Origin of the sequence: Vibrio sp. V10_P2A27P122 (assembly GCF_963874335.1) — a bacterium.
Classification (GTDB): domain Bacteria; phylum Pseudomonadota; class Gammaproteobacteria; order Enterobacterales; family Vibrionaceae; genus Vibrio; species Vibrio anguillarum.
Genome location: NZ_CAWNHY010000055.1, coordinates 25,682 through 38,472 on the forward strand (window position 1 = coordinate 25,682; position 12,791 = coordinate 38,472).

Genomic DNA, 12,791 nt, shown 5'->3' on the forward strand with positions numbered 1-12,791 from the left:
TAAACACTGCCAATCAATTAATATAACTACATGTTTTATCATGACATTGTTAACAATACCATTAATTTCACAGAGTGAATAAAATTAGCGCACTTGTTATTTTTAGTAACAAAATTACAATTTTAACTTTCAAGCTTATTTTTTCAACAGATTAAGTAAACAAGGTAATAAGTTGTTAATTATCACGCTAACTTGATAAAAAACGCCGTCTTACACGCATTTCTCACGACAATTCAACTTTCCGTCGCAAAAAAAGATTTTGGTAATTTTCGGTCGTTTTTTCTTCAATTTCTTTTAATGACAGATTTTTTAGCTGTGCAATATAAGCAGCAACCTCAACAACGTAGGCTGGCTGATTTTGCTGACCACGGTGTGGAACCGGCGCAAGATAAGGGGAATCAGTTTCAATCAGCAAGCGTTCCAAGGGCAGCGCCTTCACAACTTCTTTCAATTCTGTCGCTTGTCTAAACGTGACAATTCCTGAGATAGAAATATAAAAGCCAAGCTCCATAGCGGCTTGTGCAAAGGCAAGATCTTCAGTAAAACAATGGATAACACCACCGCACCTTTCTGCCCCACCATCACGGAGCATTTCAAGAGTATCAGCCCGGGCATTCCGTGTATGAATGATCAAAGGTTTGTTAAGGGCAACAGCGGTTTCAATGTGCTGTGAAAACCGTAACTTCTGTAACTCAGCCGTTTCCGGCTGATAGTGATAATCTAGCCCCGTTTCGCCAATCGCCACCACTTTGGGATGACTCGCGTATTGATGGAAGCGGGTCAATTCAAAATGACTTTCAACGTCAAGTGGATGAACACCACAAGAAGCATGAACATTATCAAAGGGCTGAATAAGCTCTAACATTGGTTCAAAAGAATCCAGCGTTACGCCAACAGAAAGCAATTGCTTAACATTGGCTTGACGAGCTTTTTCTACTACATCAGCAACATCGATATGGAGCGTATCGTAATCAAGTTTATCTAAGTGGCAGTGCGAATCTACAAACATGTTTTCTCATCATTAAAGTTAAATAGCCAATCGCTGATCAGTAGCTCACTATTGAGCCCACTAAACGTCTTTAGTTCTTCCATTAAACGAGTTAATGCCTTGGTTTGGCGATAAAGTACTGGGTAGCTGATCTGTTTTGCTAATCGAAGGCTAATAGGAAGCTGCTGCTGTTCAACCACGCCAAATTGTACCTTTTGCGTATCGGTCAACATGGTCCACAACCAAGCCAAATATTGGGTAGGCGCCTCATTAATCTGCTTCACACAAGCGGAAATATCGGCACTGGCATCGGTTAAGCAATGAGCAATATTTTGCTCAAAAGCCTGATATTTTGCTAACTCTCCCGATTGAACAAACGCCAACGTATTTAGTGGTGAATAACCATTTAAATGCGCCGCATAAGGAGGGACAGGTTGCGATGTCTGTTCACTTAACCAATGCGAGACTTGTTCACTGCTCGGTGGTGTCAGCACCGTTTTTTGACAGCGACTGATAATGGTTGGGAGTAATGGGTTGATACGAGAGGCGACAAGTAAGAAAAAACAATTGCGCCCCGGAGCTTCCAACGTTTTGAGCAGTGCATTCGCTGCTGATTCATTCATGGAATCGGCGGGATTAATAACGATAAAGCGAGCACCAGAAAGCTGCGCCGATTCTTGAGCCAACTTATTGCATTGCCTAATTTGATCAACGGTAATCGCCTTCCCCTCTTTTTCAGGCGAGATCAGATGAAAATCAGGGTGACTACCAGACTCCATCAATTCGCAGCTATGACAAAACCCACACGCTTCTGAATGGCTATGCGAACACATCACTGCTGCACTCAACTTCTCAATGAGCCGTTCAGCGCCCAGCCCTGAGGGAGAAACGAGTAAGCTCGCCGCAGGGAACTGCTGGTTATTGAGGCTGGTTTGCCACTGAAGCCAATAGCCTGCTAACCAAGGATACAGATCATTTATCATTAATTTGTTACTCAATGTTTAGCTCTAGTTTCTCTCTAGCATATTGGTTTCTAGAAACTGGTTTAACGCTGCTTTGATAGAGAATGCCACCGCTTCTATTGTTTGTTCAGCATTAATCACAGCCACGCTTTTATCTTCCTTAGCTAGGGCAAGGTAACGTTCACGCGTGCGCTCAAAAAAACCAATATCCATTTTTTCGATACGATCAAGCTCACCGCGACCTCTGGCTCTTTCTAAACCGATGCTCGGATCTAGGTCCAAATAGAGAGTAAAATCTGGCTTAAAATCACCTAGCGTTACCTTTTTAAGGTTTTGCATCGTTTCTAGCGGAATTTGCCTCCCACCACCTTGGTAGGCTTGAGAGGACATATCATGGCGATCACCTACCACCCACGAACCAGCCGCAAGTGCAGGCTTAATCACATTTTCAACCAATTGAACACGAGCGGCGTACATTAATAGCAGCTCAGTCATATCCTGAAGCACTTCACCGTCATGCTCTTCTTTGACTAAAGCGCGCATTTTTTCTGCTAAAACAGTCCCGCCCGGCTCACGAGTATGAGTGATATTTGTCACGCCGAACTCAATAAGTGTTTCTCTAATGGATTGAATAGCAGTGCTTTTTCCTGCGCCTTCTAAACCTTCTACAACAATAAATTTAGCATTCATGACTGGGTTCTTAACTGTTTTAAATAAGCGCGAACAGCGCGATTATGTTCATTCAATGTTTTAGAAAAAACGTGTCCACCAGAGCCACTGGCAACAAAATACAAATAATTGCTCTGCTCTGGGTTTAATGCCGCTTTGATTGAGGCTTCCCCCGCCATCGCAATAGGCGTAGGAGGTAAACCAAAAATAGTATAAGTATTAAATGGCGTCGGCGTTCTTAAGTCTTTTTTACGAAGATTGCCATCGTAGGCATCGCCAAGCCCGTAAATGACCGTAGGATCAGTCTGTAGCCGCATCCGTTTATTGAGTCGATTGACAAAAACGGAGGCAATGCGCCCTCGCTCTGAAGCAATAGCCGTTTCCTTTTCAATAATTGACGCCAAAATCAACGCTTCATAAGGCGTTTTAATTGGCAGATTTGGCTGGCGATTGTCCCAATGTTGATCGAGTATTTTCTCAAGACGTCTATTGGCCCTTTTTAAGATCTCAAGATCGGTCGTTCCAAAAGGGAAATGATAAGTCTCCGCTAGAAACAATCCTTCAAGCTTTTGCTGCTCAATGCCTAATTTTTGGGCAATGTCGGCTTCTGCCAAATCAGCTATCGTGTTTGTCACGCCTTCGGTTTGTGCAAGCAGAGCTCGCCACTCATTAAAGCGGCTCCCTTCGACAAAGGTAATAGAAAACTGATGCTCTTTACCGGATATCACGTCACTTAAGAGATCGATCAATCGATCTCCGGGTTGTACTTGGTAAGTTCCCGCCTTAATTTTGGTTATTTCAGGATGCAGACGTCGCACTAACTTGTACATCGAAAAATCCGTTATCCATTTTTTCTCATTCAATAGCGTTAATACGCCATTAAGGCTTGTACCAGATTTTATGGTCACGACTTGCGATGAAGGAAGCGATAGAGGCTGTTCTAAATAAGCATCTACCTGTCGCTCAATGTAGAAATATCCAGCTCCAACGGCGATAATGATCAGTAGTAATACAACGAGGATTCGATTAATCACGAGTTAAAACGCTCCTGAAAATAGCGTGTTATTTTACCAATAGGGAAAATCGTATTTGCAATTGCCGTGACAGGCGCAACGCCTAATAAGGAGTTAGTAATAAACACTTCATCTGCCGACAATAACTCTTCTAATGAGAATGCTCTCACCTCAACCTTGAGATCGGTAGCCGCCGCCAATAATACACGGCGAATAACCCCAGCTACGCCAGCATTGTCTAAGCTTGGCGTACATAACCTATCCCCTGACACCCAAAAAATATTTGCAACCGTAGTTTCTATGACATGCTCATTGATGTCTAGCGCGATGCCGTCAGCGTACCCTTTTGCATCCATCTCTGACTTCAATAAAACTTGTTCTAGTCGATTGTTATGTTTGTGACCCGCCAATAATGGCGAGAGTCCCATCCGCTGTTGGCATACACCAAGCTCGATACCATCGGCTATCCACTGACCATAATGGGCTGGATACTCAAAGGTACTGATAGTGACTTGAGAATCGCCAACGTTAGCAGGGCTATAACCCCGACCACCTTGTCCGCGGCTAATATGAATTTTCACACCGGATTTTGCGGTACTAGGAACGATCGTTGAGAGCCAATGCTCAACTTGCCGCCAATCAGGGGCAGGAATAGCTAAACACCGCAAACAAGATTCCATGCGTTCAACGTGCATATCCCAATATTGAAGCTCACCAGCGCAAACGAGAATCGTTGTGAAGCAACCATCCCCATACTGAAAAGAGCGATCAGTAAGAGATAGAGTGTCACTAGGTTGTCCATTTACCCAAAACATCGTGCTTACCCCACAAAAAGAAACGGCTCAATGCTAAGCATCAAGCCGTTCAAACTCAAGTGTCACAACCACAATCATTAGATTTTTTTGAAAATCAACGAGCCGTTCGTACCACCAAAACCAAAAGAGTTACAGATTGCATATTCCATACCTTCCACTTTGCGGGCAGTGTGTGGAACAAGATCAATGCCTAAACCTTCTTCTGGATCATCAAGGTTAATGGTTGGTGGAACAATTTGGTCAACTAATGACATAACGGTGATAATGGCTTCAACAGAACCAGCCGCGCCTAGCAAATGACCAGTCATCGATTTAGTAGAAGAGACAAGAACTTGTTTCGAACCTTCTTCACCTAAAGCGCGCTTAACACCTTTAATTTCCGCAACATCACCAGCTGGAGTCGAAGTACCATGAGCGTTGACGTAACCGATTTGAGTACCTGTTACGCCCGCATCACGCATCGCGGCTTCCATCGCTAACGCACCGCCTGAACCGTCTTCGCTTGGTGAAGTCATGTGATAAGCATCACCAGACATACCAAAGCCAACTAACTCAGCGTAAATCTTCGCACCGCGTGCTTTAGCATGTTCATATTCTTCAAGAACCATAACACCCGCACCATCGCCTAGAACAAAGCCATCACGGCCCTTGTCCCAAGGACGAGACGCTTTTTGCGGTTCATCATTACGCGTAGACAATGCTTTTGCTGCGCCAAAACCCGCCATGCCAAGTGGTGTCGATGCTTTTTCTGCACCACCCGCCACCATCGCATCGGCATCACCGTATGCAATCATACGTGCCGCATGGCCAATGTTATGTAAACCTGTTGTGCATGCGGTAGAAATAGCGATATTTGGACCACGAAGACCACGCATGATAGACAAGTTGCCTGAAACCATGTTGACAATCGTTGAGGGTACAAAGAACGGGCTCACTTTACGTGGGCCTTTTTCTACCAAGGCATGATGGCCAGTTTCAATCAAGTCAAGACCACCAATACCAGAGCCGATAGCAACACCGATTCTTGGGGCATTTTCTGGAGTTACTGTGATACCAGAATCATTAAGTGCTTGGATACCCGCCGCAATACCGTACTGGATAAAGAGATCCATCTTACGGGCATCTTTTTTAGACATATACTCTTCGCAGTTAAAGTCTTTGACTAGACCTGCAAAACGAGTTGAAAAATTGGTGGTATCAAAATGTTCGATATTAACGATACCGCTTTGACCAGCTAGCAGGGCTTTCCAAGAAGATTCTACAGTGTTGCCTACCGGTGACAACATACCCATGCCAGTGACAACGACACGACGCTTGGACACGATCATATTCTCCGGAGTTGAAAAGTTCTATGAGAGGTATAGAAGAGTTAGAAAAACTCAGGCGGCCAGAGGGCCGCCTGGGGAGAGATATTACTGAGCGCTGTTTACGTAGTCGATTGCAGCTTGAACAGTAGTGATCTTCTCAGCTTCTTCATCTGGAATTTCAGTATCGAATTCTTCTTCTAGAGCCATTACTAGCTCAACTGTATCTAGAGAATCAGCACCTAGATCTTCTACGAAAGAAGCTTCATTCTTTACTTCTGCTTCGTCTACACCTAGCTGTTCAACAATGATTTTCTTTACGCGTTCTTCGATGTTGCTCATGTTTTCTTTTCCTTTACAGATTTCGCCTAATGCGATGGTTCCGTAGTTTATTCTAACTAGGGAAAGTTGCAAGTGGGTCATTGCTGGTCAAACCACAATTTTACCGATTTTAACCGAAATTAAGACCATTTTTGACTTAAATCATGCACAAATGTTGCGCATATAGTTAGCAAGTTTTACACGTTGTTGACAATAGCAAAGCCTTTATTTCATCAATAACGTTCAAAAACCAACTTATACCATGTACATCCCGCCATTTACGTGCAAAGTTTCACCCGTAATGTAGGCAGCCTCTGGAGAAGCTAAAAATACCACTGCCGACGCAATTTCGCGTGGATCGCCTAAGCGGCCAGCTGGCACTTGGGCTAGTGTAGCAGTACGTTGGTCATCATTCAGCGCTTTTGTCATATCTGTTTCGATAAAACCTGGCGCAACTGTGTTAACCGTCACACCACGAGATGCAACTTCACGAGCCATAGACTTAGTAAAGCCAATTACGCCCGCTTTTGCCGCTGCGTAGTTGGTTTGACCAGCGTTACCCATAGTACCGACCACAGAGCCCACATTGATGATGCGACCATTGCGCTTTTTCATCATGCCACGTAGCACCGCTTTCGATAAGCGGAAGATAGACGTTAAATTGGTATCAATAATATCTGACCATTCATCATCTTTCATGCGCATTAATAGATTATCACGAGTAATCCCGGCATTATTCACCAGAATATCGATCACGCCAAACTCGTCATTGATGGTTTTCAGCGTCGCTGCGATAGATTCCACATCCGTCACGTTCAGCGCTAAGCCTTTACCATTATTACCAAGATATTCACTGATTGCCGCTGCACCGCTTTCGCTAGTAGCCGTGCCGATCACCGTTGCACCGCGTTCAACTAATAATTCAGCGATCGCTCGGCCAATACCACGGCTTGCGCCAGTCACGAGAGCAATTTTGCCTTCTAGGTTCATCATCTATTCTTTCCTTTGATTACTTAACGGCATCAAGTGAAGCAATGTCATTCACTGCTGCTGATTCAAGCGATTTAATAATGCGCTTAGTCAGGCCTGTCAAAACTTTGCCAGGGCCAACTTCAAGCAGCTTTTCTATGCCTTGCTCACTCATCAACTGTACACATTCCGTCCAACGAACAGGGCTGTATAGTTGACGAACTAACGCATCTTTAATTTTGGCCGGATCAATTTCTGCTATTACATCCACATTGTTGATAACCGGAATTTGTGGTGCATGAAATTCAATCGATTGTAATGCAACCGCTAACTTATCTGCTGCTGGCTTCATTAAAGCACAGTGAGAAGGAACAGAAACTGGCAATGGCAGCGCGCGCTTTGCTCCGGCCTCTTTACATAACTGACCCGCACGTTCAACTGCATCTTTATTGCCTGCGATGACAACTTGGCCTGGCGAGTTAAAGTTAACTGGTGAAACCACTTCACCTTGAGCAGCTTCTTCACACGCTTTTGCTATCAGCTCATCATCAAGACCGATAATAGCCGACATCGCACCTACGCCTGCCGGAACGGCTTCTTGCATTAACTGACCGCGCAGCTCTACTAATTTGATGGCTTGCTTAAAGTCAACTACACCAGCACACACCAGTGCGGAATACTCACCCAAGCTATGGCCAGCAAGCAAGGCTGGCTGATCTAAACCTAGGTTTTGCCATAGCCGCCAAAGGGCAACAGAAGAAGCGAGTAATGCCGGTTGAGTACGAGAGGTTTGGTTAAGATCTTCTACTGGGCCATTTTGTACCAATGCCCATAAATCATAACCCAGCACTTCAGAAGCTTCGGCAAATGTCTGTTGAATGACATCATACTGCTGACCAAGTTCTGCAAGCATACCAACTGATTGCGAGCCTTGACCTGGAAATACGATAGCAAACTTGCTCATTGTTTGTTTCCTTAAGTAAAAACAAGAGGTTGAACCAACCCCTTAAAATAAAAATCTATCCGCTTAAAACTTAACGAGTGCCGAGCCCCAAGTAAAACCACCACCGAAGGCTTCAAGCAATAACGTTTGACCACGTTGAATTCGACCATCTCGTACGGCTTCATCGAGCGCGGTTGGGACGGTAGCAGCAGACGTATTACCATGGCGATCAAGCGTTATTACGACTTGGTCAAGTGACATCGATAATTTTTTCGCGGTCGCGGAAATAATGCGATAGTTAGCTTGATGAGGCACTAACCAATCTAATTCTGATTTGTGCATGTTATTGGCAGCAAGCGTATCTTTAACAAGCTTAGAGAGTTGCGTCACTGCCACTTTAAAGACTTCATTACCCGCCATATAAAGCCATTTATCAGCATCACCACCACGCTCTGGAACAGGTAAACTCAAGAGCTCGCCAAACTCACCATCAGAATAGATATGAGTCGACAAAATTCCTGGCTCTTCACTTGCACCAATAATGACGGCGCCTGCGCCATCACCAAATAAAATGATTGTCGAGCGGTCTGTTGGATCGCAGGTTTTAGACAAGGCATCAGCACCAATGACAAGAATGTTTTTACACATACCCGATTTGATGTGTTGATCTGCAATCGATAATCCATAGACAAAACCTGAACAAGCCGCCGCTAAATCAAAAGCGGGACATCCTTTGATGCCAAGCTTACCTTGCACCTGACATGCCGCCGAAGGAAATGCATGGCTACTGCTGGTTGTGGCAACAATAATCAGATCAATATCGTTTTTATCAATGCCGGCCATTTGAATGGCATTTTGCGCTGCATAGAAAGCCATATCCGCAACGGTTTCATTCTCCGCGCAAATACGGCGCTCACGAATACCCGTACGGGCAATAATCCACTCATCGCTTGTCTCTACCATTTTCTCTAAATCTGCGTTGGTACGCACCTGAGATGGCAAGTAGCTGCCAGTACCTAAAATTTTGCTATACATGAAGACTAATAATGCCTCTCGAGTAAAACCGCTTCCAAACGATCGCTTATACGGCTGGGGACTTGTCGTTTGACCTCGTGTACCGCTTCGGAAATCGCATTCACGACGGCGAGTACATCAGCACTTCCATGACTTTTTATGACAATGCCGCGCAATCCTAACAAACTTGCGCCGTTATACTGGTCGGGGTTCAATGTTTTTAGTTCAGTAAATAATGAAGAAAACAGTTTTCGTGCAATCCAACCCTTTATGGATGAGCCCAAAAGTTGGCTTTTTAACTTATCAATAAAGAGTTGTGCTGTGCCTTCACATGCTTTCAGGCAAACATTACCGACGAAACCATCGCAAACAATCACATCAGCGACATCATCCAACAACTGATTACCTTCGATATAGCCGATATAGTTGACGGCCTGAGTTTGATTCAGCATTTCAGCGCAACGCTTCACTAAATCATTCCCTTTAATCTCTTCCGCACCAATATTAAGGATGGCAACTTTTGCAGAACGACCTAAATGCTGTTCGGCCAGCGCACTCCCCATGACAGCAAATTGAAACAGAGAATCTGCATCACTTGATACGTTCGCACCCAAATCCAGCATCCAAGTGCGTTGACCTGAAGCCGTCGGCAACGCTGAAACTAATGCAGGACGATCAATGCCGGGCAGCAATTTCAGACGAAAACGAGATAACGCCATGAGCGCACCTGTATTACCACCACTGACACAAGCATCAGCACGGCTATCAGAAACTAGGTCAATTGCGATGCCCATTGAACTTCCAGCACTATTGCGTAAGGCCAGAGAAGGTTTTTCGGAGTTAGAAATAACGCGGTCACTGTGCAAAATACTCAAGCGAGTATTAAGTTCATAACCTAATTGAGATAATTGATGTGTGATCAACACTTGATCACCAACGAGGATCACTTTGAGCTCTGGGAAATGCGACAGTGCCTGCACGGCGGCAGGCACTGTTACGCGAGGACCGAAATCCCCGCCCATTGCATCAAGTGCAACGGTTAAATATTGCAAAGGTCAACCTTACTTGCTGATAACCTTTTTGCCACGGTAATAACCGTCAGCAGTCATGTTGTGACGTAGGTGAGTTTCACCTGAAGTCGCATCTACAGATAGTGCAGATGTAGTTAGCGCATCATGTGAACGACGCATGCCACGACGTGCGCGTGATTTTTTGCTCTTTTGTACGGCCATTGACCCTACTCCTTTGTCTTAACCTATAACGAATTATCGTTTTAAGTTTTTTAAAACATCAAATGGATTCGGCTTTTCTTCCGCTAGTTCTTCTGGAAGTTCACCAAATACTAAATTGTCTGAATTAACGCTACATTCCGCTCTATCGTGCATTGCTACTTGTGGCAAATTAATGATGAACTCGTCTTCAACTAATTGTACAAGGTCGATCTCACCGTACTCATTCGGATCTACCAAATCGTACTCTTCCGGTGCGTCTTCATCCGTTTTACTCCCCAAGTAAGGAGTATACTTGAATTGGACTTCGCACTCATGTGCGAAAACCTTGTTACAGCGTTGACACTCTAAATCGACAGAGATGTTAGCTTTACCAGAGATAACAACTAGTCGCTGTTCATCAAGCCCAAATGACAATGAGACTTGTGCGTCGCGTTTAACGCCTGCGACTGATTCTTCTAAACGCTTAAAAAGACTGAGTTGGATGATACCATCACAATCAAGTCGTTTTTGAGCTGCTTTAGCCGGATCAATCGATCGCGGTATTTTTACCTTTTGCATAGGGCGCGAATATTATCTTCCAAATCGGTTTTAGTCAAAGAAAAAGGCAAAAAAGTTCGTTTTTTCCCCTTTCCACTGAGAGAATTATGTACAGCATGTCTGATTGATATATGCTGCGGTAAAATTCGCAGCAATTCTAAATCAAAATGCAAAATTACCAACTAGTTTTAGCATCTACTTCGCCGTTTCGGCAGCAATTACTTAAAAAGCTGGATTTACCTTTTGTTACCTGCTCGCCTACTCGCCTAATTGCGACGAAACTCCGTTATCTAGTGAGTCCGCACAAGATCTGGTGACTCGTTTAGCTGAAACGAAAGCAAGATCTTGCTATCCAAACCAACCCAGTTTAGTCATCGGTTCTGATCAAGTTTGCGTGATTGACGGTGAGATTATTGGCAAACCTCATACTCAAGAACAAGCCATTAAGCAGTTACTCAGACAAAGTGGAAAAGCCATCACTTTTTATACTGGGCTTGCGGTTTACAACTCAGTCTCTGGTCAATGCATGGTCACCATAGAACCCTTCACGGTTCATTTTCGCTCTTTATCTACCGAGATGGTGACGGCTTACGTGGCAAAAGAACAGCCACTACAGTGCGCAGGCAGCTTTATGTGTGAGGGCCTAGGCATTGCACTTTTTGAACGTTTAGAAGGTGATGACCCTAATAGTTTGGTTGGGTTACCATTAATTAAGCTAGTCTCAATGCTTGAGTCTCAAGGCATTACCGTTTTAGGATAATGATTAACAGTGAGCGCCTTGATCTGCGCTCACTTTTATACCATGACTTCGACCATTACTTTATGTTTCTACTATGTTGCTACTCGTTAGCAAATGAAAGCTGGCCTTAAGCGTTTCTCAATTTGACTAATGCTTGCTCTAGTTGAGTATCGAGTGGTGCATTAATGTCCATTAACGCCTCTGTCGAAGGGTGAATAAAACGAATATTGGCCGCGTGTAAGAATAATCGGTCAATGCCAAACTGTGCGGTATATGCGTCAAAACGGCGGTCACCATAACGATCATCCCACGCAATCGGGTGCCCTGTATACTGAGTATGAACGCGGATCTGATGAGTACGGCCAGTGATCGGACTGGCTTGCACCAAAGTTGCTTGTGCAAACTGTTCAAGGATCTTAAAGCGCGTTTCCGATGCTTTACCGTTTGGATTGACTCGCACAATGCTGTTCACTTCATTTTTCAATAGTGGCGCATTCACGACTTTACAGCTGCTTTTCCATTGCCCCATAACTAAAGCAAAGTAATATTTTTGAATCGTTTTTTCTCTAAACTGGGCTTGGAGATGGCGCAGCGCGGAGCGTTTTTTAGCCACTAATAAAATGCCCGACGTATCGCGATCGATACGGTGCACCAATTCCAAAAAGCGAGCTTCTGGGCGCAATGCCCGCAGCGCTTCAATTGCGCCAAATTTCAAACCACTCCCACCATGAACAGCCGTACCGGAAGGTTTATTCAGAATAAGTAAGTGCTCATCCTCAAAAATAATGCAGTGTTCTAGCTCGGCGACTTTACTCAATTTGGTATTGGGTGTGTTGCTCTCTTGATCCGACTGTTCGAGAGTCACTGGTGGTATTCTCACCACATCACCAGCCGATAACTTATATTCTGCTTTGATGCGTTTTTTATTTACACGAACCTCTCCTTTGCGCAGGATTCGGTAAACCATACTTTTGGGAACGTTTTTTAATTGGTTACGCAAAAAATTGTCAATGCGTTGACCAGCCATATCTTCATCGATATTGATGAGCTGGACTTGGGTTCTAATTTCACTCATGGGCGCCATTGTACCACTGTAAATTGTTTAAATTCACATTTTCTTCGCCCCAAAAAAGAATATTTTCATCTGCTGTTTAATGGCAAATTGGCGAGAATTACACCAATTGAAATGTGACTGTGGATAAAATTAAATATTACCCATTACAATTCTTACTTTAACAACTAAAACTCTTTGATAAACATTAAATTAGCCATCTAACTTTTAGAC

General features: G+C 44.1%; 14 protein-coding genes and 1 pseudogene. 1 reads left to right on the forward strand and 14 read right to left on the reverse strand.

The features are described 5' to 3' along the window. Nucleotides 1–223: 223 nt before the first annotated feature. From AACQ17_RS03350 to yceD, 13 genes are all read right to left on the reverse strand, one after another. On the reverse strand, nt 224–1,009 hold the full coding sequence (locus AACQ17_RS03350) for a TatD family hydrolase (protein WP_017045263.1): 786 nt from the start codon (nt 1,007–1,009) through the stop codon (nt 224–226). Next, complete coding sequence (gene holB, locus AACQ17_RS03355) at nt 1,000–1,986, reverse strand: DNA polymerase III subunit delta' (protein WP_094147852.1); 987 nt, start codon at nt 1,984–1,986, stop codon at nt 1,000–1,002. Before holB ends, AACQ17_RS03350 begins: the two co-directional genes overlap by 10 nt. Nucleotides 1,987–1,995: 9 nt before the next feature. Continuing rightward, nucleotides 1,996–2,640, reverse strand: a complete 645-nt coding sequence (tmk, locus tag AACQ17_RS03360; RefSeq protein ID WP_094147851.1) for a dTMP kinase — start codon at nt 2,638–2,640, stop codon at nt 1,996–1,998. Continuing rightward, a complete protein-coding gene (gene mltG, locus AACQ17_RS03365; protein ID WP_094147850.1) occupies nt 2,637–3,653 on the reverse strand; it encodes an endolytic transglycosylase MltG in 1,017 nt (338 codons plus the stop codon). Before mltG ends, tmk begins: the two co-directional genes overlap by 4 nt. Further along, complete coding sequence (pabC, locus tag AACQ17_RS03370) at nt 3,650–4,447, reverse strand: aminodeoxychorismate lyase (protein ID WP_094123822.1); 798 nt, start codon at nt 4,445–4,447, stop codon at nt 3,650–3,652. The genes mltG and pabC overlap by 4 nt, the downstream gene beginning before the upstream one ends. A gap of 77 nt (nt 4,448–4,524) precedes the next feature. Then, nucleotides 4,525–5,769 carry a beta-ketoacyl-ACP synthase II gene (gene fabF, locus AACQ17_RS03375; protein WP_026028275.1) on the reverse strand — a complete coding sequence of 415 codons (1,245 nt, stop codon included), beginning with the start codon at nt 5,767–5,769 and terminating at the stop codon, nt 4,525–4,527. Nucleotides 5,770–5,859: 90 nt separating this feature from the next. Then, nucleotides 5,860–6,093: an acyl carrier protein gene (gene acpP, locus AACQ17_RS03380; protein ID WP_014204679.1), complete on the reverse strand. Its 234-nt coding sequence runs from the start codon at nt 6,091–6,093 to the stop codon at nt 5,860–5,862. Nucleotides 6,094–6,327: 234 nt separating this feature from the next. Then, complete coding sequence (gene fabG, locus AACQ17_RS03385; RefSeq protein ID WP_026027249.1) at nt 6,328–7,062, reverse strand: 3-oxoacyl-ACP reductase FabG; 735 nt, start codon at nt 7,060–7,062, stop codon at nt 6,328–6,330. Between the two features lie 19 nt (nt 7,063–7,081). Further along, a complete protein-coding gene (gene fabD / locus AACQ17_RS03390) occupies nt 7,082–8,005 on the reverse strand; it encodes an ACP S-malonyltransferase (RefSeq protein ID WP_094147849.1) in 924 nt (307 codons plus the stop codon). Nucleotides 8,006–8,068: 63 nt separating this feature from the next. Further along, nucleotides 8,069–9,019 carry a beta-ketoacyl-ACP synthase III gene (locus tag AACQ17_RS03395; RefSeq protein ID WP_010319117.1) on the reverse strand — a complete coding sequence of 317 codons (951 nt, stop codon included), beginning with the start codon at nt 9,017–9,019 and terminating at the stop codon, nt 8,069–8,071. 5 nt (nt 9,020–9,024) lie between these two features. Continuing rightward, nucleotides 9,025–10,050, reverse strand: coding sequence for a phosphate acyltransferase PlsX (plsX, locus tag AACQ17_RS03400; protein ID WP_017042562.1), 1,026 nt, complete (start codon nt 10,048–10,050; stop codon nt 9,025–9,027). Between the two features lie 9 nt (nt 10,051–10,059). Then, nucleotides 10,060–10,230 carry a 50S ribosomal protein L32 gene (gene rpmF, locus AACQ17_RS03405; RefSeq protein ID WP_010319119.1) on the reverse strand — a complete coding sequence of 57 codons (171 nt, stop codon included), beginning with the start codon at nt 10,228–10,230 and terminating at the stop codon, nt 10,060–10,062. Nucleotides 10,231–10,263: 33 nt separating this feature from the next. Next, nucleotides 10,264–10,788, reverse strand: coding sequence for a 23S rRNA accumulation protein YceD (gene yceD, locus AACQ17_RS03410; RefSeq protein ID WP_010319120.1), 525 nt, complete (start codon nt 10,786–10,788; stop codon nt 10,264–10,266). A gap of 146 nt (nt 10,789–10,934) precedes the next feature. Between yceD and AACQ17_RS03415 the strand changes: the two are divergent. Beyond that, a pseudogene (locus AACQ17_RS03415) lies at nt 10,935–11,527 on the forward strand (Maf family protein). Nucleotides 11,528–11,633: 106 nt separating this feature from the next. Here the strand turns inward: AACQ17_RS03415 and rluC are convergent. After that, nucleotides 11,634–12,581 (reverse strand): 23S rRNA pseudouridine(955/2504/2580) synthase RluC, encoded by a 948-nt coding sequence (gene rluC / locus AACQ17_RS03420; RefSeq protein WP_094147853.1) that lies wholly within the window; start codon nt 12,579–12,581, stop codon nt 11,634–11,636. Nucleotides 12,582–12,791: the final 210 nt, after the last annotated feature.

Excerpts from the sequence above, each read along its gene's own strand:
- AACQ17_RS03350 (WP_017045263.1), bottom strand. The coding sequence starts at position 1,009 with ATGTTTGTAGATTCGCACTGCCACTTAGATAAACTTGATTACGATACG.
- tmk (WP_094147851.1), bottom strand. The coding sequence starts at position 2,640 with ATGAATGCTAAATTTATTGTTGTAGAAGGTTTAGAAGGCGCAGGAAAA.
- rpmF (WP_010319119.1), bottom strand. The coding sequence starts at position 10,230 with ATGGCCGTACAAAAGAGCAAAAAATCACGCGCACGTCGTGGCATGCGT.
- fabG (WP_026027249.1), bottom strand. The coding sequence starts at position 7,062 with ATGAACCTAGAAGGCAAAATTGCTCTCGTGACTGGCGCAAGCCGTGGT.
- fabD (WP_094147849.1), bottom strand. The coding sequence starts at position 8,005 with ATGAGCAAGTTTGCTATCGTATTTCCAGGTCAAGGCTCGCAATCAGTT.
- AACQ17_RS03395 (WP_010319117.1), bottom strand. The coding sequence starts at position 9,019 with ATGTATAGCAAAATTTTAGGTACTGGCAGCTACTTGCCATCTCAGGTG.
- rluC (WP_094147853.1), bottom strand. The coding sequence starts at position 12,581 with ATGAGTGAAATTAGAACCCAAGTCCAGCTCATCAATATCGATGAAGAT.
- acpP (WP_014204679.1), bottom strand. The coding sequence starts at position 6,093 with ATGAGCAACATCGAAGAACGCGTAAAGAAAATCATTGTTGAACAGCTA.
- yceD (WP_010319120.1), bottom strand. The coding sequence starts at position 10,788 with ATGCAAAAGGTAAAAATACCGCGATCGATTGATCCGGCTAAAGCAGCT.
- pabC (WP_094123822.1), bottom strand. The coding sequence starts at position 4,447 with ATGTTTTGGGTAAATGGACAACCTAGTGACACTCTATCTCTTACTGAT.